Source organism: Solirubrobacter ginsenosidimutans (assembly GCF_027587205.1).
Genome location: NZ_JAPDOD010000018.1, coordinates 37,032 through 57,032, shown reverse-complemented (window position 1 = coordinate 57,032; position 20,001 = coordinate 37,032). Strand labels below are relative to the sequence as shown.

The 20,001-nt window shown below is 72.4% G+C and carries 12 protein-coding genes; 5 read left to right on the top strand and 7 right to left on the bottom strand.

Going from position 1 to position 20,001, the window contains the following annotated elements; all coding sequences use genetic code 11:
- Nucleotides 1-46: 46 nt before the first annotated feature.
- The 4 genes from OM076_RS19025 to OM076_RS19010 are packed head-to-tail and all read right to left on the bottom strand — an operon-like array spanning nucleotide 47 to nucleotide 5,303.
- Nucleotides 47-907, bottom strand: a complete 861-nt coding sequence (locus tag OM076_RS19025) for an SDR family NAD(P)-dependent oxidoreductase (protein WP_270041630.1) — start codon at nucleotides 905-907, stop codon at nucleotides 47-49.
- A 21-nt stretch (nucleotides 908-928) separates the two neighbouring features.
- On the bottom strand, nucleotides 929-1,981 hold the full coding sequence (locus OM076_RS19020; RefSeq protein WP_270041732.1) for an NAD(P)-binding domain-containing protein: 1,053 nt from the start codon (nucleotides 1,979-1,981) through the stop codon (nucleotides 929-931).
- 1 nt (nucleotide 1,982) lies between these two features.
- Entirely contained in the window at nucleotides 1,983-3,107 is a 1,125-nt protein-coding gene (locus OM076_RS19015; RefSeq protein ID WP_270041629.1) for an acetyl-CoA C-acyltransferase, read from the bottom strand.
- Nucleotides 3,108-3,116: 9 nt separating this feature from the next.
- Nucleotides 3,117-5,303 carry an MMPL family transporter gene (locus tag OM076_RS19010; protein ID WP_270041628.1) on the bottom strand — a complete coding sequence of 729 codons (2,187 nt, stop codon included), beginning with the start codon at nucleotides 5,301-5,303 and terminating at the stop codon, nucleotides 3,117-3,119.
- 97 nt (nucleotides 5,304-5,400) lie between these two features.
- Here OM076_RS19010 and OM076_RS19005 point away from each other — a divergent pair, with 97 nt between their 5' ends.
- The 5 genes from OM076_RS19005 to OM076_RS18985 are packed head-to-tail and all read left to right on the top strand — an operon-like array spanning nucleotide 5,401 to nucleotide 10,361.
- Nucleotides 5,401-6,438, top strand: a complete 1,038-nt coding sequence (locus tag OM076_RS19005) for an alpha/beta fold hydrolase (RefSeq protein WP_270041627.1) — start codon at nucleotides 5,401-5,403, stop codon at nucleotides 6,436-6,438.
- The gene (locus OM076_RS19000) at nucleotides 6,439-7,902 is read left to right on the top strand and encodes a hypothetical protein (protein WP_270041626.1); all 1,464 of its coding nucleotides are present in this window, start codon (nucleotides 6,439-6,441) and stop codon (nucleotides 7,900-7,902) included.
- A gap of 29 nt (nucleotides 7,903-7,931) precedes the next feature.
- Nucleotides 7,932-8,450, top strand: coding sequence for a hypothetical protein (locus OM076_RS18995; protein WP_270041625.1), 519 nt, complete (start codon nucleotides 7,932-7,934; stop codon nucleotides 8,448-8,450).
- Nucleotides 8,431-8,985, top strand: coding sequence for a hypothetical protein (locus OM076_RS18990; RefSeq protein WP_270041624.1), 555 nt, complete (start codon nucleotides 8,431-8,433; stop codon nucleotides 8,983-8,985). Before OM076_RS18995 ends, OM076_RS18990 begins: the two co-directional genes overlap by 20 nt.
- Nucleotides 8,985-10,361, top strand: a complete 1,377-nt coding sequence (locus OM076_RS18985) for a Dyp-type peroxidase (RefSeq protein WP_270041623.1) — start codon at nucleotides 8,985-8,987, stop codon at nucleotides 10,359-10,361. The genes OM076_RS18990 and OM076_RS18985 overlap by 1 nt, the downstream gene beginning before the upstream one ends.
- A gap of 87 nt (nucleotides 10,362-10,448) precedes the next feature.
- Here the strand turns inward: OM076_RS18985 and OM076_RS18980 are convergent, their stop codons facing one another.
- The 3 genes from OM076_RS18980 to OM076_RS18970 all read right to left on the bottom strand — a co-directional run bounded on the left by OM076_RS18980 (nucleotide 10,449) and on the right by OM076_RS18970 (nucleotide 19,983).
- Nucleotides 10,449-15,158 (bottom strand): choice-of-anchor I domain-containing protein, encoded by a 4,710-nt coding sequence (locus OM076_RS18980; RefSeq protein WP_270041622.1) that lies wholly within the window; start codon nucleotides 15,156-15,158, stop codon nucleotides 10,449-10,451.
- 99 nt (nucleotides 15,159-15,257) lie between these two features.
- The gene (locus OM076_RS18975) at nucleotides 15,258-18,095 is read right to left on the bottom strand and encodes an ATP-binding protein (protein WP_270041621.1); all 2,838 of its coding nucleotides are present in this window, start codon (nucleotides 18,093-18,095) and stop codon (nucleotides 15,258-15,260) included.
- Nucleotides 18,096-18,255: 160 nt separating this feature from the next.
- A complete protein-coding gene (locus OM076_RS18970; RefSeq protein WP_270041620.1) occupies nucleotides 18,256-19,983 on the bottom strand; it encodes a hypothetical protein in 1,728 nt (575 codons plus the stop codon).
- Nucleotides 19,984-20,001: the final 18 nt, after the last annotated feature.

Here is a 20,001-nt window from a genome sequence, read left to right as displayed (position 1 = left end):
TAGGGGAACTCAGAGCGCGAGCATAACCTCGTCCCCAAGGCGTGCGCTAGCCCATTGTCGAGGGGCTGGGCGACGGGAACTGGGTGCGCAGAAAGGCGTCGAAGGCCGCATCGGGCAGCAACTTGCGTGTGGCGAGCATGAGCGGGGCCGAAGCGGCGACGCGGTAGCGGGCGCGCGGGCGGTCGCCGGCGTCGAGCACTCTCGCGATCGTCTCGGCGACGTCGGACGCCTCGCACGCAAGCCGCGCCATCGGACCGTCCTGGTAGGTCATCGTCGTCTCCACGACGGCGTCCATGTAGTCGGTGTACGGACCATCGTGGTCATCGGCGCGCCGCTCGACCGCCGTTCGGCCGAGGCCCGTCTTGACCATCCCGGGCTGGATCAGCGCCACGTGCACGCCGAACGGCCGGAGCTCGTGGCGCAGCGCGTCGCTCGTGGCCTCGATCGCGTGCTTGGTCGCGCAGTAGCTGCCCATGCCCGGGAACGTCAGGCGCCCGTTCATCGAGCCGACGTTGACGATCCGTCCCCACCCCTGCTCGCGCATGGCCGGCAGCACGAGCTGGCACATCCGCATCATCCCGAACAGGTTGGTCTCGAACATCGCGCGCACGCGGTCCAGCGGCAGCGTCTCGATCGCGCCCAGGTCGTTGATGCCGGCGTTGTTGACGAGGACCCCGACGGCGCCCTCCTTCGCGATCACGTGGTCTACAGCGCGTCGTGCCGAGGTCTCGTCGGTGACATCGAGCTCCAGCAGACGGCAGCCGAGTGCTTCGAGGTCCGCGATCGAGTCCCGGTTTCGGGCGGTGGCGTAGACGGGCCGCCCAGTGCTCGCCAGGAGCTTCGCGGTCTCGCGACCGATTCCGGAAGAGCAGCCGGTGATGAGGACGGAATGAGATTCGCTGGGCATGAAGCGGGTGACGTCGAAACGTCAGCCGATATTCCCAGCGATCAGTTCGGCGGCGGCCGGGGCGCCCTTGACGAAGCCGAAGAACGGTCCGAAGTCCTGCGTCGCGGCGAAGCCGGGGATGTAGAGACCGGGGACGCTCGTCTGCATGTGCGCGTCGAGGACCGGGAAACCGTCGCGGGTCTCGATCGCGAGGCCGGCGAGGTACGGGACCTTCGCCAGCTCCGCCTTGTAGCCCGTCGCGAGCACCACTCGGTCGGGGCTGATCACTGTGCCGTCGGACAGCCGGGTGCGGTCGACGACGTCGGTGTGCTCGTGCACGTGCAGCGGCGCGCGCTCGAGCCGCGGGGTGAGCCAGTGCTCGAGGGTCAGCCTGCCGACCTCCCAGAAGCGCCGGGCGATCGCGTCGCGCTCGGCCTGCTCGAGCGTGCGCCACCAGCCGTCGGTGGCGAGCGTCTGGTCGATCAGCGGGTCGACGAAGCGCCAGCTCACGCGCTCGAAGCGCGGCGCGGCGTGGCGGTGGACGACGTCGATGCGCCGCGCGCCGTGCTCGCCGAGCAGCGCGGCCCACTCGTAGGCGCTCTGGCGGCCGCCGACGATCAGGACGTCGGCGCCGGCGAGCTCGCCGAGGTCGACCAGGTCGCAGGTGTGCACGTCGTCGGGACCGGCCCACGCGGGCGTGTGCCTGAAGTGCGCGATGCCGGGAGCGGCGATCACGTGGCGGGCGCGGATCGTCTCGCCGCTTTCGAGCTCGGCCTCGAAGCCGGTCTTGAGCGTGGTCACTCGCTCGTCCTCGACGGTGATCTGGGCCTGCTGCGTGAACCAGTCGGCGTACTGAAGGAAGAGGCCCACCGGCAGCGGGTCAGGCGTCTCGCCGTGAAGCTGCAGGAAGCGCTCCAATGTCAGCTCGTACGCGGGGTCGAGGTGCCAGTCGGGGCCGGAGCGCAGGAACATGTCCGCGGGCATGTGCTCGCGCCAGAAGGACATGTGACGGCCGAGGACGCGGGTCTCGAGCCCTTTGTCGCGGGCGGCCTTGGCGGCGGCGAGGCCGTAGGGCCCGGCGCCGATGACGAGCACGTCAAGCAACGCGGATCAGGACGGCCTCGCCCTGGCCCCCACCGCCGCACAGCGTCGCGACGCCGAGTCCGCCCCCGCGGCGGCGCAGCTCGTAGGCCAGCGTGAGGATCAGCCGCAGGCCGGAGCCGGCGAGCGGATGGCCGAGGGCGACCGCGCCGCCGTTGACGTTGATGCGGTCGAGGTCGATCTCGAGCGCCTGCGCGGACGCCAGCACGACGCCCGCGAAGGCCTCGTTGATCTCCCACACGGCGATGTCCTTCGGCTTGAGGCCGTGCTTGGCCAGCAACTTGTTGGATGCCTCGGCCGGCCGCAGGTGCAGCGTCGAGTCCGGGCCGGCGACGACGGCGCGGCCGAGAACCTCGGCGAGCGGGTCGGTCGCGCGGTCCTTCGTGGTGACGATCGCCGCGGCGGCGCCGTCGGAGACCTGCGAGGCGTTGCCCGCGGTGATCGTCCCCTCGCGCGTGAAGGCGGGCGCGAGGCGCGCGAGCACGTCGACGGTGGTCTCCGGGCGCACGCCCTCGTCCAGCGCGAAGTCGCCGAGCGGCGCGATCTCCTCCGCCAGCCGCTCCGCGCCGGCCGCGGCGTTGGCATGCGACCGCGCCGCGAGGTCGTCCTGGGCCTCACGGCTGATCCCGAGCCGCGCGTTCTCGGCGTCCGACATCGCGCCCATCCCGGCGTCGGCGATCGAGCAGTAGAGGCCGTCGTGGACCATCACGTCGATCATCGGCGCGTCGCCCATGCGCAGCGGCGGGCGGGTCCGCAGCGCGTGCGGCGCGCGGGTCATCGAGTCAAAGCCGCCCACCAGCACGGTCGTCGCCTCCTCGGCGCGAAGCATCGCGGCGGCGAGGCCGACGGCGCTCATGCTCGCCAGGCACACATCGTTGAGCGTGATCCCGGGCACGGTGCGCTCCACCCCGCCCTCCAGCGCCGCCCGCCGCCCGGGGTTCTGCCCGTTGGCGGCCTGCAGCACGTTCCCGACCGCGACGTAGTCGGGCTCCATCCCCGTCCGCTCCAGCGCGGCACGCACGGCGTGCGCGCCGAGCGTCACCGCATCGACCTTCGAGAGCGCGCCGTTGAAGCGCCCGATCGGCGAGCGGGCACCACCGGCGATGACGACGGGGTCCACCCCGCGAGGCTACCGCGCGGCCAGGGCGGGCTCCTCCTGCGCCTCCTCGGGCGCGGCGCCGGAGCCGGAGGACTCGAAGTCCATGTCCGGGAGGATCCGGTCCAGCCACTTCGGCAGCCACCAGTTCCAGTTGCCCATCAGCTCCATCGTCGTGGGCACGAGGATCAGGCGCACGACCGTCGCGTCGAGGGCGATCGCAACGGCGAGGCCGACGCCGATCTCCTTGATCTGCGGAACGCCCGTGCCCGCGAAGATCGCGAACACGGCGACCATGATCAGCGCGGCGCTGGAGATCGTCTTCGCGCTCGCGGACAGGCCCTGCGCCACCGCTTGGCGATTGTCGCCGGTGGCCTGGTAGCGCTCCTTGATGCGGCTGAGCATGAAGACCTCGTAGTCCATCGAGAGCCCGAAGACGATCGCCAGCAGCAGCGCGGGCGTGATCGCCTGCACGTAGCCGAGGTGTTCGAAGCCGGTCCAGTCGAACCAGCCCCACTGGAAGACCATCACCAGCACGCCGTACGCCGCGGCGACCGAGAGCACGTTCATCAGCACGGCCTTGATCGGGAGGATCACCGACCGCAGGACGAGCAAGAGCACGACGAACGAGAGGACCATGACGAACACGGCGACCTTCCACAGCGAGCCGTTCACGAGCGCGGAGAAGTCCTGGTTCTGCGCCGCCGCACCGCCGACCACGGCGGTGGCGCCCGCCGGCAGCGGCGCGTCGCGCAGCCGATCGACGAGGGCGTAGGTCTCGGCGCTCTCCGGCGCCTTGGCCGGCACGATCGTGAAGAGCGTCCTGCGGCCGTCCTTGGAGGACAGCGGCGCCAAGACCTGGGCGACGTCCCGCTGCTGCTTGAGCGTCGCGCCGATCTGCGCCAGCTCGGCCGGGCTCGCGCCGGTGACCACGTACTGGATCGGGCCCATCGCACCCGCGCTGGTCGCCTGCGCGGCGAGGTCGAAGCCGACCCGGGTCTCGAAGTCCTTCGGGAACTGCGCGATCGCGGCGTTGTCGAGCTTGAGCGAGAGCGCCGGAGAGGCGATCAGCAACATCAGCACGGTCGCGCCGATCGCGAATGGCAGCGGGCGCTTCATCAGCGTCGCCGTCCAGCGCTCCCAGAAGCCCGGGCCGGTCTTGGCGACCCGGTTGCGCCGCAGCTTGCCGACGATCTTGCCCGGCTCGCTCACCCGCCGGCCGAGGATCGTGATCAGCGCCGGGAGCAACGACACCGCGGCCAGCACGGCGATCGCGACCACGACGATCGCGCCGATCGCCATCGAGCGCACGACCTTGGCGTCGATCAGGAACAGGCCCGAGAGCGCGACGATCACGGTCACGCCGGAGAAGACGACGGCCATGCCGGAGGTGCGCATCGCCGTCTCGCGCGCGGCCTCGTGGGTCAGCCCGGCCTTCAGCTCCTCGCGGTAGCGCGCCAGGATGAACAGGGAGTAGTCGACCGCCACCCCGATGCCGAGCATCGAAGCCATGTTGGTGACGAAGATCGACATCTCCATCGTCTGCGAGAGGAAGTAGACGACCGCGCCGGTGAGCGTCACCGAGACGACGCCGAGCGCCAGCGGGAGCGCGGCGGCCGCCAGCGAGCCGAACACGACCAGCAACACGATCAGGACGATCGGCAGGCCGATGAACTCGGCCTGCTCGAGGTCCTGCTTGGAGAGCTCCTGCATGCCCGCCCAGAGCGCGCCCTGGCCGACGAGGTGCAGCGGCACCGTCGCGTCCTTCTGGTCGTCGATGCCCAGGTTGAGCCGTATCTGGGCCGCGTCGTCGACGGCCTGGTCACGCGAGGCGGTGACCTTGAGGGGCATCACGACGATCGGCTGATCCTGCTCGCCCCGCGCCTTCAGATAGGCCGGGTAGTCGAGCTTGACGCCCTCGACGTCCTTGAACGCCTCGCGCCGCACCTCAGCCAGCGCGACGGCGAGCTCGCCGGCCTGCAGCTTGCGGTTGTCGAACACCACCGCCAGCGTCTCGGACTGCGCACCCGGGATGTCCTTGAGCTCCTCCGCGGCCAGCTGCGAACCCGAGCCCTTGTTCTCGAAACCACCACCCGTGAGGTTCTTCGTCTGCTGGGAGGCGAACGGCACGGCGACGACGAGGAGGCCGATCCAGATGCCGAGGACGAGACGCCGGCGGCGAGCCACGAGGCGCTCGAGCCGGTCCATGGCGGCTTGCATGTGCGTGTTGTACACCCCTCCTGACCCTTCGGGCTTGCATTTCTGAACGAACGGCCGGTAGAACACGCATCTCTGCACGCGAGCGAAGGAACCTGAGATGCAGTCCGCGACCGTTGCGGCCCCGCTGCCCCCGGCCGAGGTGCACTCCGTGCCCACCTCCGACGGCACGGCGGTTCGGCTCACCCGTTACAAGTTCGGGACCAAGGGTCCATTGATCCTCGCGCCCGGGTATGGGAACGCCGCCCGGGCGTTCGCCATCGACACTGTCCCGAAGAACTGGGTCCAGTACCTCGGCGAGCACGGCTATGACGTCTGGCTCCTGGATTACCGCGCCAGCCCGGACCTGCCGTCGAGCTTCACGCAGTTCACGGTCGACGACATCGCCATGCGCGACTGGCCGGCCGCGGTCGACACCGTCCGCCGCGAGACGGGGCAGGACGAGGTCCAGGCGATGGGGCACTGCGTGGGCGGGCTCTCGCTCTTCATGGCGGTCGGCGGCGGGATGCAGGGCCTGCGCTCGGCGACGTTCAGCTCGCTCGCTGGCCACCCGATCCCCACGCCGGGCAACCAGGCGCGCGCCTGGGCCCGCATGGCCACGATCTTCAAGACGCTGGGGATCAAGGGCCTCAACACCGACTACGACCCGACGGCGTGGGACGGCAAGCTGATCGAGCGGGTCATGAAGGTGGTCCCGTTCCGCCACGTCTACGACAACCCGGTCGCGCGGCGGATCTACTTCATCTACGGCGACGTGTTCGACTACGAGAACATCAACCAGCCGACGATGGAGCAGGCCGTGCCGAGCTTCTTCGGCAACGGCAACATCACGTTCTTCGAGCACATCTCACTGATGATCCGCGCCGGCGCCGCCCGCGACGCCCGCGGCCGCGACGCCTACCTCGCGAACCTCGACAACTTCAAGTTCCCGATCAACTTCATCACCGGCGAGCACAACAAGATGTTCGTCCCGAAGGGCTTGCAGCGCACCTATGACACGTTGCGGCGTGCCCATGGCCCGGGGAACTACACGCAGCACGTCATCTCCGACTACGCCCACCTGGACCTGTGGCTGGGCACCAATGCCGAACGCGACGTGTGGCCGACCGCCCTCGCCGAGCTGGAGAAGCACAACTAGATGAGCACGACCGCCGACGACTCCCCCGCCGCGGGCACGGGCCACAAGGGCCTGCAGGACCTCTTCAGCTACCCGCTGACCTCGGCCCTGCAGGACCGGCGCACCCGCCGCGTGGCCCAGGGCGTGTCCCTCGAGCACGGTGCACAGCCCTACAAGAGCTCGAACCAGCCGTCGCCGCTGACGCCGCTGGAGGAGGCGATCCTGATCGCCTCGACCAGCGTCACCGGCGCGGTCATGCACGACGGTCCGACCCAGAAGCCCGACGGCTCCGCCGAGCTCGGCACGATGTTCCTCGAGGTCGCCGGCCGCGCCGCCTCCAGCGCCGACAACGCGCAGGCGACGTCGTTCTTCATGATCAACGACGAGGGCGTGTGGCTGATCGAGCGCCCGCGCGGCCAGGCGGCGGTGGATCTCTTCACGCAGATCCCGCCGCGCTGGGAGGACCGGACGGAGGACGACTGGCTCTCCTTCGCGAACGCCGTCAAGCGCAAGGTCTACGACGGGCGCTTCGCGTTCCCGGAGAAGCAGTGGCCGTACTTCCTGGGCTGGAACGGCCAGATGACCAACGCGCCGGGCACCACGTGCTTCCTGCCGGTGGTCGACAACACGCGCCAGTACATCAACGTGATGCTGATCCTGCTGTCGGAGCCGCACGGCAAGGTCCCGCTGTTCATCGACGACTGGCAGCCGTTCCGGCCGTCGAACGCGATGGAGTGGGCCGCGTGGGCGGCGGCGAAGATCGGCCTCGTCGATCCGATCCCGTATCAGCCGATCGGCGGCCTCAAGCGCGCGCGGGGCGGCTTCGCGAGCGTCGACACGCCCGCCCCGATGGGCTCGATCACGACCGTGCGCACCGACTACGAGGCGCACTTCCTCTTCCAGAACCTGATGCTCACCGGCGAGGCGCTGCGGCTCGGCGGGTGGGTGCACGGCGCGCCGATGATCCCGCACGTGTGGGAGCGCGATCCCGCCAAGGGCATCCTCGGCCTCGGGTTCCGGCAGTACAGCGCCAAGACCTTCGACTCGCGCTGGAAGCGCTGGCCGCCGGTGCCGGCGTCGCAGCCGAACTACGTCGGCATCGACGGCGTGCTCGAGGGTCTGTGCCCGCCCTACGTGACCGACATGGACGCGGCCGTCGACCAGGTGCTCGAGGAGAAGTTCGGCCCGGGCGGGACCTACGCGGACGCGAAGGTGTTCGCGCAGGCCTACAAGGACGAGGCGACCGCGCAGACGTACATGAAGCACGCCGGCCACCCGCCGGCCGAGGCGATCGAGTACACGAAGGAGATCTGCCGCTACCTGGTGGAGACCTACGGGCGCTTCCCCGCGCACACCGACGCCTTCCACCTGCCCGGCATCTGGGTGCAGTTCTCGCACCCGGAGATCGAGTACTACGAGCAGTACGCGTCCGAGCGCCACATCAAGCGCCAGGCCGAAGGCCGGGAGATCTGGGACCGCAAATAGCTCCGCCCGCAGGCAATGAGCTCGGTCGCATGACCGGGCTCACCCTGTTCACCCCGATCCGCCGTCAGTGGCTGTGGCTGCTGAGGATCGGGCTCCCCGTCACGCGCCATCTGCCGTTCATGCGGCGCCACATCCTGCAGTTCGACTTCATCAAGTTCGTGCGCTGGACGGTCGTCGGACGCCTCGACGGCGAGTCGCTGCACTACCCGTACCTGTTCTTCGAGAGCAACTTCGACGGGCCGTGGCAGGACTACATCGACGCCTTCGCGTACGTGATCCCGCACGACATCCGCCTCACGTGGGGGCGCGGGCCGGGCTTTCCGGCGCCGCCGCCGTCGGAGCCGTTGAAGGCGTGGATCGCCTGCAATTCGATGGAGGGCGGGACCTACTACTGCGCGCATTCCGACGTGTCCACACGCGACGTGTTGAACGCGCTGGCGGTCCGCGAGCGCATCGAGGCGCTGCGGCGCGACGCCGAGCACCTGAGCCCGGAGGCCTTCAAGGCCGCGTGGGAGGCGTTCCTGTCGGATGCGCAGGCGCATCTCTGAGCGCGGGCATCGCGTCGGCGGCGCCTACGCGCTGACGACGTTCGCGCGCGTGCTGCCCGGCTGCGCCGATGAGCTGGAGGCGTATCTGGCGGCGCTGCCGCGCGGCGCCGAGAGCCCGTTCGCCCGCCTGCCGACATTGCACACCGCCCGCGTGCAGCTCTTCCGGCAGCTCGTCCACCAGGGACCGGAGCAGCGGCACACCGACGTGCTGCAAAATGCTCATCTGGTGTTCACGAGCACGATCGACGGCCCGCTGGATCCGTACCTCGACGCGCTGGCGTCGGTGGTGCCGGAGTGCGACGAGTGGTGGGGGCGCTGCGCCGGCTACCCCGGGCGGGCGGACACCGCGGCGTTCCGCGCCTACGTGCGTTCGCTCCAAGCGCGACCCGGGCTCTTTCAGTCGGCGATCCCGGAGGCCACGGTCGCCGACGTGCGCTCCGCGGTCGAGCTGCGCGAGCGCGTGATCGACTTCGCCGTCGAGGCGCAGGGTCTCGACGCCGCCGCGCTGCAGGCCCGGTTCCGCTCGACCTTCTGATGCCGCGGCGGCCAACGAACGTCCCCCGCCGAGCGGGTCAGGCGGCGCGCATCGATCTTGCGGACATCCAGGGCAACGTCCTGCGCGGGTACACGATGCCGGCCGCCGCCTACCTGTGGCTGCGCATCGTGGACGTCGAGCGCGCGTGCGCGCTGATGACGCGGATGCTGCCGCAGGTGATGACCGCGCAGCCCTGGACGTCGCGGCCGGAAGCGGCGATGAACGTCGCGTTCACGTTCGCCGGATTGTCCGCGCTGGGGCTCTCCGACCCGGTGCTGGCGTCCTTTCCGGAGGCGTTCCGCGAAGGGATGGCGGCGCGCGCCGAACGGTTGGGCGACCGCGGGCCGAGCGCGCCCTCGCAGTGGGAGTTCTCCGACGCGCACGTGCTCGTGACCGTGCACGCCGTCGACGCCGACCGGCTGCGGGCGGCGCTGGCCTCGATCCTGGCGGCGGACGTCGAGAACGGCGTCGAACTGGTGCACCTGCAGCGCGCCGAGTCGCTGCTCGGCGGCACCGACCACTTCGGCTTCTTCGACGGCATCGCGCAGCCGGCGGTCGCCGGCGCGGGCGTCGAGCCGCGGCCGGGCGACGGTCAGCCCGACGGCGCCGGCGGGTGGCGCGAGCTGGCCACCGGCGAGATCGTGCTCGGCTACGTCGACGAGGACGGCCGCGTGCCCGCCGCCCCGGCTCCCCCGTTCGACCGCAACGGCACGTTCGTCGTCTACCGCAAGCTGGCGATGGACACCGCCGCGTTTCGCCGCTATGTCGCCGGCGCCGGGTATCCGGGCGGCCCGCTCCAGCTCGCGGCGAAGATCGTCGGCCGCTGGCCGGACGGCACCCCGCTCGCGGTCTCCCCCGACCATCCAGACGCCGCCGTCGCCTCCGACCAGCGGCGGATCAACGACTTCGGCTACGCGGACGACCCGCTCGGTGAGCGCTGCCCGCTCGGCGCCCACATTCGCCGCGCGAACCCACGCGACGCGGAAGGCTTCTTCGGTGGCCGGCTCACCAACCGCCACCGGATCGTCCGGCGCGGCCGCCCCTACGGCCCACCGCTCCCGCCCGGCGTGCTGGAGGACGACGGGGTCGAGCGCGGCCTGATCTTCGTCTGCTTCCAGGCCGACCTCTGGCGCCAGTTCGAGACGATCCAGGCGCTCTGGATCGACGACGGCGACCCGTTCGGCCTCGGGCGCGACAAGGACTTCCTGGTCGGCGAGCCGCACGGCACGCAGGGCAAGATGACGATCCAAGGCCGCCCGCCCTTCTTCCTCAAACCCCAGCCACGCTTCGTCACGCTGCGCGGCGGCGACTACCTCTTCCAGCCGTCGATGACCGGCCTGCGCCACCTGGCGGAGCTCAGGCGGCGCGGTCGGTGACCGGGAGCTGACTTTCGTGGGCAGAGCGCGAGAAACTCGACGCTCGCGTCGCGAGCGCGAACCTGATCGAGCGACGTGCGACCCGAGCTACCGCCCCACGGCGACGGTGCGGTGGACCCGGCCCACCGTCACCGTCACCTTCTTCACCCCCGTCAAAGCGCGCGACTGCGCGCGTGAGAGCCGCAGCGTGACCTGCGCCGACTTGACGTTCGCGGCGATCCGGGTCGTGCGTCCGTGCACCCGCCAGCTGACGGTGAGCCGGCCGGCGCACCCACCCGCCGCGCAGCGCAGCGCGACGGTCAGCTGAGCACCCTTGCGCCGCGCCGAGCGGATCGACGTGACCCCGCGCGGCGCGGGCTTCCCGCGACCTCCGTCGAGCACGACGAGTGGCGCGGGCATCGGCGTCGGTGTCGCGGCCGGGACCGGCTCGTGCTGCGGGAGCGGATCGTCGTCGGCGACGTCCGCCGGCGCGGCCGCGACCCCCACGCCCGCGCTCACCACCGCCGTGCTCGCGCCCGCGGCATTGCTCGCCACGACCTCGCACACGAGCGTGTGGGTCGCGTCGCCGGCCGTCAGCGTGCGCTGCTCGCCCGCGCCGGCCGCGACGCCGTCGCGCAGCCAGCGCACCGCGAAGGCGGTCGGCGAGTTGCGCCAGACGCCCGGCTCGCACGTGACCGTCTGCCCCGCGACCGCCGTGCCGGTGATCTTCGGCGCACTGATGTTCGCCGGTGCGGCGACGTCGAACGTGAGCACGGCCAGCGAACCGATCTCGAACGCGCCCGACGCGCCGACCGTCAGGAGCTTGGTCCCGTAGCTCGCGAGGGCGGTCGGCTCGGCGAACTGCGGCAGGTCGGGGAGGAACGCGGGATCGACGGCGCCGGTGACGAGGTCCAGCGCCGCGAGCCCGTCGACCGTCGCGTCGCCCTCGACCGTGGCGCCGGCGACGATCAGCCGCCCGCCGTGGACGAGCAGCCCGTAGCCGGTGCGCAGCTTCGGCGCGAACCGCGGGTCGAGCGAACCGGTCGTCGCGTCGAAGGCGGCGACAACCGCGTGCGGGGTGCCGGCGACGGTCGTGAAGTCCCCGCCGGCGTAGAGCCGGTTGCCGGCCAGGACCAGGGAGCTGACGCCGGCTCCTGCGCTCGGCGCGTTGAAGGCCGCGCGCACGGCGCCGGTCGCTGCGGACACCTGCGCGAGCCCGGGCCGATCAACCCCGCCGACCCTGGTGAACGCACCCGCGAGCCAGACCGAGTCGCCGCGCGCGACGACGGCGCTCACACCGCCGGAGATGGTGGGCTTGAACGCGGGGTCGACCGCACCGGTCGCGGCATCCAGCGCCGCGACGCCGTCGGCGGGCTCGCCGCCGATGAAGCTCAGGGTCCCCGCGACGTAGATCCGGTCCCCGACCGCGGTCAGGCCGGACACGCCGCCCACGACCTGCAGCGAGTAGCTGCCGTCCGGAGCGCCGGTGCGGCCGTCGACGCGGCGCAGCCGGCCGGCGGTCTCGTCGAGGTAGTAGAGCCACCCGGCGGCCGCCGCCAGCTTCGTGCCGCGGGCCGCGCCCGCGTTGAAGTCCGGATCGAGCTTGCCGGTGGTGAGGTCGATCGCGCCGATCGCCCGCTCGACCCCGGCGATCTCGAAGACGCCGCCGACGAACGCGGCGCCGTCGCCCACGGCGAGCGCGGTCACGTCCGCGCCCTCGCCGTAGAAGCCCTGCACCGCCGGCCGCCAGCGCGAGTCGAACGCGCCCGTCGCACCGTCGAAGCGCGAGACCTCGAGATCGCCGCCGGTCGTGCGGGCATAGATCTGACCGTCGGAATACGCCATCGGTGTTCCACCGGGCGAGGGCGCGCTCACGAAGCCGGTCGGCGCGGCGAAGCCCGTGTCCAACGCGCCGGTGGCCGCATCGACGGCGCCGAGGCGCATGCTGTTGTCCGGCTGGCCGAGCAGCACGTTCTGGCTGGCGACGTAGAGCCGCCCGCCGCCCAACGCGATGCCGCCGATGCGCGTCGGGTTGTTGCCGCGGAACGCCGGGACGAACGCCGTGTCGACGCTGCCATCGGTGTGCAGCAGAGCGAGGCCCTGGCGCGCGGTGCCGGAGACCGCGGTGAAGCGCCCGCCGAGGTAGAGGCCGTCGGAACCGAGCGCGAGCACGTCGCCCGCCGCGGCCGAGCCGGTGAGTTGCGGCGTCCAGCCGGCATCGACCTCGCCGCTCGCGGCGCTCACCCGCCCGACGCCGGCGTGCGCGCCCGCTCCGAGCGTCGCAAAGCTGCCCGCGGCATAGACGAAGCCGCCGCCGGCGACCAGGGCGGTCACCGGCCCATCGGGCTGGGCCGCGCCGGCCCAGGCCGCCACGGGCGCCCCGGTCGACGCGTCCAGGGCGGTCAAGCCGAACGCGCCGGCGACAAACACCCGCCCACCGTCCACCGCGAGCGCGGTGACCGGCCCGTCGAGCGCCGGGGCGAAGGCCGGATCGACCGTCCCGTCGGCGCGCAGATGCGCGAGGTTCTCACCGCCGAGAAAGAAGCCGCCGGAGCCGTCCGGCACGGCCTCGCTGACCGTTCCCTCGACCGCGGGCGCCTGACCCACCGGCACCCCGGTCCCTGTAGTGAACAGCGCGGCGCCGCGGGATGCCCGCGCCCAGACCGCGCGGCCGCCGAACGCGTCGAGCCCGGTCACGTAGAGCCGGTCGCCGTCACGCACGCCGACGTCTGGGCGGAAGACGGGCACGAGGCCGTCGAGCTCGTGGATCGGCGCCGGCGCGGGCAGCCCGGTCGCCGCTCCCGGCTCGACCTGCGTGCGCGGGAAGCGCCGCCCGGAGTCAGACAGCTCGCCCCAGCGGTTCAGCGTCCACACGCGGCCGACGCCGTCGACGGACAGCCGCGGGTCGACGCCGTCCCCCGCGAGGCGCGCCAGCTGGCCGGCGTCGATCGTCGCGACCTTCGTGCCGTCCGGCACGCCCGCGACCTTGGCGAGCCGCAACCGGCCCACATTGCCGGCCGCGATGTCGAGGAACAGCAGATCGCCGTCCGGCGTCAGCGCCACGTCGGCCGGCATGTCCTCGCCCACGTCGCGCGTGAGCGTGCGGACCGCGCCGCTGGTGACGTCGAGCGCGTAGATGCGGCCGGTGCCGGTCGGCCGGGTCGTGTCGCGGTCCTGGTCCCAGGCGGAGACATAGACCGTCCTGCCGTCCGGGCTCGCCACGACGCCGGCATAGATCGCCCAGGGGCCGGCGGGATCGGGAAGCGCGACCGGCTTCGCCGCACCGCTGCGGCTGACGCGCCAGAGCTGGCTCGGCTGGCCGCCCTTCACGACCCACGATCCGCCGGTCAGCGCGTCGTACGTCGCGTCGAGCGAGAAGCCGTCGGCGAAGACCGGGTCGCCGTTGAGCGTGACGGAGCGCATCGTGGTGCCGCGTGCCTCGCCGAGGTCCGCGCCCGCTGTCGGATCGACCGACGCGAGGCGAACCGTCTCGTCGGCGGTCGCGATCGTGAAGCTGCCGTCGGGGCCGGTGCCGAGCGCCTGCGTGCCGTGGAAGTACGCGCCGGGGACGCGCACCTGGCGATGCGGGCCCGGAGCCGAGTCGCGCGGGCGCAGCTGGTAGATCGACCAGCCGCCGGGGCCGGCGTTGGCGTCAGGCGAGATCGCCAGGCGCCGCTGCGGCACCAGGATGACGCCTTCGGGCTCCGGGCCGCCGGAGGTCACGGACTGGCGCAGCACCGGGGCCGCCGGGTCGGTGATGTCGTAGAACTGGACGGCGAACCCGCGCTCGGAGCCGACGATCGCCCAGTCGACCCCGTCGATCGTGGCGATGTCGACGCCCTCGGGCTCGGAGCCCTTGCTGCGGAAGCTCGGGTACTGCCCGCGCTCGGCGAGGCCCTTGTCGAAGCCGTTGCCCGAGTCCCACGTGACGTTGCCGTCGCGGTCGTACACGGTGACCGAACGACCGCCGTCGCCGCCCTCGCCCTCGTTGGCGGCGAGGAAGTGCCGGCCGTCGCGCGTCCACGCGACCTCGTCGGGCTCGCGCGGCGCGCTGAAGGGCACGTCGAACGCGGTGTCGGTCCCGCTGCCGAGCGTCAGCTGGTCGGTGTCGCCGGCGCCGAACGTGCGGGTGATGCGCGCGTGCGGGATGTCGAGCACCGCGTAGCCGTTGTTCTCCTGCAGGCTCACGATCGCGGTGTTGTCCGCCGCGATGTCGACGAACTCCGGCTGCGGGTCGGTGTTGGTGGCGAACGTCGCGTCGAGCACGACCGGCACGTTCTCCTGCGTCCACGTGGCCGGCGCGCCGGAGAGCGTGAAGATCACCAGCGAGCCGGGCGTCGCGCGGTCGCTCTCGTTCTCGATCGCCACGACGGCGTAGTGGCCGTCCGGGGAGATGGCGACGCCGTCGGGTCCTTCCGGCAGCGTGAAGGCGCGGATGCGCGCGTGCGTCGCCATGTCGTAGACCGCGAGGAAGGAGCCCGTCGAGCCCGCGCGCTTGGCGGTCACCAGCAGGTACTTGGCGTCCGGCGTGACGTTGACGGAGGTGATGTAGCCGCCGGGCGTCTCGCGTTCGGTCAGCTTCGGCTTCGTCGGGTCGGTGATGTCGATCCACGCGAACCCGGCCTCGCCGAACGTGGTCACGAGCGTGTTGCCGTCGGGGCTCGTGTCCACGATCTCGGGCACGAAGCTCGAGCCGCCCTCGATCTCGGCGGGGCGCTCTAGGAACCCGACGCGCTCCCAGCGCCCGGGGTCGGGCGCCGCGGCCGCGGGCACCGCGAGGGCGAAGAAGCAGGCGATCCAGAGTGCGACGAGACGCATGACGACGGGTCCTTCCGACCGAGGCAGAGGCTGGCCCGCCGCACATGGACCGGCCGGATCGGCACTCTGGACGCGGCCGCCGCCGCCCACAACCCCGCTTTACGGGATCGCCACAGGTGTGAACGCTTCAGGCGCGGCCAGCTCGATCGCCTCGGCGACGGTCAGCCCGCGCCCGCGGGAGGCGAGGCGCTCCCACTCCGGCGCGCCGACCCGTTCCCGCAGCGGTGCGAGGTACTTCGCGTCGATGGCGTCGTAGATCGGCTGCTCGCTCGGGGCGACCGGGCGGTCGGTGTGCTCCCACGCCGCCGCGTCGAGCGCGGCGGCGAGCTCGGGCCGGCCTTCCAGCGCGGCGAGCGCGGAGAAGCCGAGGAAGCTCTCGAAGTAGAACGTCACGAAGGCGTTCGCCGAGGCGACGTGCAGCTGCGCGCTGAACGCCTCACGAGCCTCGTCGTAGCGGTCGCTGACCAGCGCGTTGAGCGCGGCGTTGCCCTGGACGAGCGCTTCCAGGTACGGGCTGCGGACCTCGTGCGCGGCCGTCAGCGCCTCGGCGAACAGGCGGCGCGCGTGCTGGTGCTCCCCCGACAGGGTCGCGTAGAACCCGACCGTCGAGAGGGCGCCGGGAATCCGGCTGATGGCGCCGCCGCGACGGAGCGCCGCGACGCCCTCGTCGAGCAGCGGCAGGGCGTCCTCGATCCGCACGGTGGCGATCGCCATGTGGGTCAGCGCGAAGCCCGCGAGCGTCTCGTCGCCGGCTGCCCGCGCGTGCTCGAGCGCCTCGCGGGCATCCGCGAAGGCGGCGTCGCGATCGTCCGCCATGCCGTGCGAGTTGCTGAGGCGCAGCAGCGCCTGGGCGATGCCCTCCTCGTCGCCGAGCGCGCGGTAGGTCTGCAGCGCCAGTGTCGCCTCGGCGAGCGCCTCCGGCGCGTCGGGATGCATCCGCCGCGCCCACCCGAGCCGCGCCCGCGCGATGTCCTCGGGGGTGCCGTGTGGCGGCGCCGCCAGCACCCACTCGTACGCTGCGCGCGCCTCGGCTTCGGCGCTCACCACCCACCAGTAGGTGTCCAGCGCGCCGGCCAGTCTGACGCCGTCCGCGCTCGCGCCGGCCGCCGCGAGAGCGAGCCGGAAGTTGTCGCGCTCACGGTGGACCTCGTCGAAGGAGTCCGAGGCTCGTCCGCGCCCCCACAGCTCGCGGCGCGTGCGTTCGAGCAGGGCGACGTAGTGCTCGAAATGCCGTTTGCGGACGGCTCCCGCGTCGTCGCGGCTGTCGAGCCGCGCCGCCGCGTATTGCCGCACCGGTTCGAGCATCGCCAGCCGCCCGCGAGACGCGGTGAGGAGGCTCTTGTCGACGAGCGCGTCGAGGACCGGGAGGTCGGCGAGGGTGATCGCCTCGGCGGCGGCCAGGTCGCAGCTCCCCGCGACCGCGCCCAGCGCCGTGAAGGCGTCGCGCTCCTGCGCCGAGAGCAGGTCATAGCTCCAATCCAGCGTGGCGCGGACGGTGCGCTGGCGGGCGGGCGCGTCCGACGGGCCGGGGCCGAGCAGGGAGAGCGCGTCGCCCAACCGCGCCACCAGGCCGGCCGGGTCGAGGACGCCGAGGCGCCCGGCGGCGAGCTCGATCGCCAGGGGGAGGCCGCCGAGGCGCGCGCAGAGATCGGCGACCGCCGCGTCGTCGGCCTCGGTGAGGGCGATGCCGCGCGCGCGGGCACGGCTCTCGAACAGCCGGATCGCGGCGGGCAGCTCGAGCGCGCCGACCGGGAAGCGATGCTCCGCGCTGAGGCCGAGCGGCTGGCGGCTCGTGGCGAGGATGGTCAGCCGCGGCGCGCGCTCCAGCAGGCCGGCGATGACCGGCGCAGCGTCCGGGAGGTGCTCGAGATTGTCGAGGACGACGCGTGTCTCGGACGCGGCGAGCGCGCGGTGCAGCGCCTCCTCGGCCGGCTCGCCGGGGACGCGGGCGATGTCGAGCGCGTCGGCGATGGCGGGCGCGACCTGCTGTGCGCCGCCGACGGACGCGAGCGAGACGAAGCGGGCGTCCAGCGCCCGCGCGAGCTCGACCGCGAGCCGCGTCTTGCCCACCCCGCCCGGGCCGGTGAGCGTGAGCAGGCGGATGCCGTCGGTGTGCAACAGCTCCGCGATCCGGCGCAGGTCGAGCTCGCGTCCGAAGGTCGGCGTCGGCGAGGCGGGAAGCGCCTGGCTGCGGCTCGGGACCTGGTGGGTGAGGATCGCCTGCTCGAGCTCGCGCAGCTCGCCGCCGGGCTCCAGGCCCAGCTCGTCCGCGAGGCGCTCGCGCAGGTCGCGGTAGGTCGCGAGCGCCTCGGTGTGGCGGCCGAGCCGGTAGAGCGCGAGCATCTGCTGGCCGCGCAGGCGCTCGCGGAGCGGGTGCTCGGCGACGAGCGCTTCGAGCTCGCTCGCGACGTCCGCGTGATGCCCGAGCTCGAGCTCGGCCTCGACGCGGTCCTCGAGCGCCTGGACCCGCATCTCCTCCAGACGGCGGACCTCAGGCTGCGCGAACGACTCGTCGCCGATGTCGGCGAGCGCCGGCCCGCGCCAGAGGGCGAGCACGTGTTCCAGCAGCTTGGAAGCCTCGGCCGCCTGTCCGGCGCCGAGCAGCTCCCGCGCCTCCTCCGCGCCGTGGGCGAAGCACTCCGCGTCGAGCTCCCCGGGCTCCACCACGAGCCGGTAGCCCCGCGCCTCCGTCTTGAGGCGATCCGCGAGCGGGCCGAGGTCGCGGCGCGCCCGCGAGACGGTCACCTGCAGGGCGTTGGGGCTGAGGGGCGGACCGTCGCCACGGAGCGCCTCGATCAGCCAGTCCGAGCTCAGCGGCGCGCCGGCACGCAGCAGCAGCGCGGCGAGCAGGGCCCGCCGGCGCGCGCCGGACACGGCCAGCGAGCGTCCGTCATGGCGGATCTCAAGACGCCCCAGGATGAGGAATTCGACCGCCACCGCTCCCCTGTCAGCCTATCCGGCAGGCGGGTGTCAGGACGGTGAAAGCGCGCTGTCAGCGGTGCCGCGCAAGCTCGGCGCCATGACTTCCCTCCTGACCGTCCACCTCGCCCAAGCCATCGACGCCGAGCGCCGCCGCCGCAGCCTCCGTCGCTGAGCGTCAGTTCGGCGCGTGGACCCCGTCCGCGTCGAAGCTCTTGTTGCGTCCGAACACCTGCCCGCTCGTCTTCTGGCCCGGGTTCCCGGTGCTGGAGACGAGCTGGCAGACCCCTCCGGCAAACGGCGTCGTGGAAGCGTTGCCGCCGTACGGATCGGTCCAGTAGCGCCGGTTCCCGCCCGTGTTGGTCACCGTCGTGCCCGCGAGATAGAGGTCCCGGCGGGTGCCGTCGAACGGCGAGCGCGGGTCGTCGAAGGCGGTGACGCCGAGCAGGTTCGCGTTCGTGCAGTCGACGCCGTCCGCCCGGTCGCCGTCGGCGGCCGTCTCGCGGCACAGCGGCAGCGTGCGCGAGATCGAGTTGTCGGCGTTGGCGTAGCGGCTTGGGTTGAAGACGCCGAACCCGGAGTCGAAGCGGGCCAGCGTGTCGCCCTGCGCGGTCGTGAGCGTGTTGGCCGACGTCCACTTCTCGTACAGCGCCCAGACCGAGGTCGTGCGTCCGGCGGGGACGAGCACGTTGCGCTCGACGCAGGTCCGGTCCGGGATCAGCCGCTCGCCGTCGCCGTCCGGATAGCCGTTGTCCGTTGTCTGGATGCGGGTGGCGGGGTCGCACGAGCGCTCGTATTGGCCCGGGTCGCCGAAGCGGCTGAGCGTGGTCGAGATCAGCTCTGTGCCGTCTGTGCAGCGCGTCGCGTACAGCAGCTCGTGCGCGTTGTTGGACAGCGCGTCGGGTGAGTGGCTGCCCTGATGGACGACCGTGAGGTAGTCGCACGTGACGCCGAGCGCGCCGCCGTCCTCCCCGAGCAACTGGACGTCGTTGGCGACGTCGACCTTGTAGCCGACGTGGTCCTCGCTGCGCTTCGCCGTCCCGGGGTGCTGGTCGGCCCACGCGTTCAGGGCCTCCGCGGCGAGCCCGAACGGGATCCCTGCGAACGGCTCGTAGCCGGCGGCGGCCAGGTGCTCGCTCGTCCATTGCGCGATGTCGGAGGTGCGCGGATCGTCGCCGTGCTCGTGGCCGAACGTGCAGGGCTTGCCCGTCGCCGGGTTGGTGATCGTGGGCGGGTGCCAGGTGGGGTAGCGCTTGCCGTCCGGGCCGATGACGCTGAAGCGATCGTGCAGCGCGGCGGGGCACGTGTCATAGGCGGTGGGAACCCAGGCTCGGGTGGTCGAGGCGACCGAGGCGGGTACGGGCGGCAGCACCTCCGGCAGGCCGTCGCCGGGCGTGACCGTCGGCGTCGGGGTCGGTGTCGGTGTCGCGGTGGGCTCAGGCGTGGCGAACGGTGCGGGAGCCGGGAACGGCGCGGGCACGACCGGCCTGCCCGTCACGCGGATCACGATCGCCCCGCGGTAGCGCCCCCCGTCGCGAGCGGTCAGCCCGTAGCGGACCACGTCCCGCCCCACCGTCTTCGCCGTGTAGACCACCCGCCCGGTCTTCGCCGTGAGCTTGCCCAGCGACCCGCGCGCCGGCTTCACCGCGATCGTCGTCGCCTTGCGCCCGCGGCTGCCGGCGACCCGGTCGCGCGAACCGACGCGGCAGTCCAGCTTCAGCGTCGCGCTCGCCCCGGCCACGACGCTGACCGTGGTCGTCCGGCACGCGGTTTCGCGCGCGGCGAGCGCGGCGCCGGGCGCGAAGAAGCCCGCCAGAACGAGCGCCACGAGCGCGAGGCCCGTGCGGCGCGCGCGACGAATCGCGCCGACCTGCGGCGCGAACGTCAAGTTGATCGTGCTGTACACGATCAACCTTGCTCTCGC

Bases quoted from the DNA above. Each gene is read 5' to 3' on its own strand.
- OM076_RS19005 (WP_270041627.1), top strand. From the start codon at position 5,401: ATGCAGTCCGCGACCGTTGCGGCCCCGCTGCCCCCGGCCGAGGTGCAC.
- OM076_RS18995 (WP_270041625.1), top strand. From the start codon at position 7,932: ATGACCGGGCTCACCCTGTTCACCCCGATCCGCCGTCAGTGGCTGTGG.
- OM076_RS19025 (WP_270041630.1), bottom strand. From the start codon at position 907: ATGCCCAGCGAATCTCATTCCGTCCTCATCACCGGCTGCTCTTCCGGA.
- OM076_RS18985 (WP_270041623.1), top strand. From the start codon at position 8,985: ATGCCGCGGCGGCCAACGAACGTCCCCCGCCGAGCGGGTCAGGCGGCG.
- OM076_RS18990 (WP_270041624.1), top strand. From the start codon at position 8,431: ATGCGCAGGCGCATCTCTGAGCGCGGGCATCGCGTCGGCGGCGCCTAC.
- OM076_RS19010 (WP_270041628.1), bottom strand. From the start codon at position 5,303: ATGCAAGCCGCCATGGACCGGCTCGAGCGCCTCGTGGCTCGCCGCCGG.
- OM076_RS19000 (WP_270041626.1), top strand. From the start codon at position 6,439: ATGAGCACGACCGCCGACGACTCCCCCGCCGCGGGCACGGGCCACAAG.
- OM076_RS18980 (WP_270041622.1), bottom strand. From the start codon at position 15,158: ATGCGTCTCGTCGCACTCTGGATCGCCTGCTTCTTCGCCCTCGCGGTG.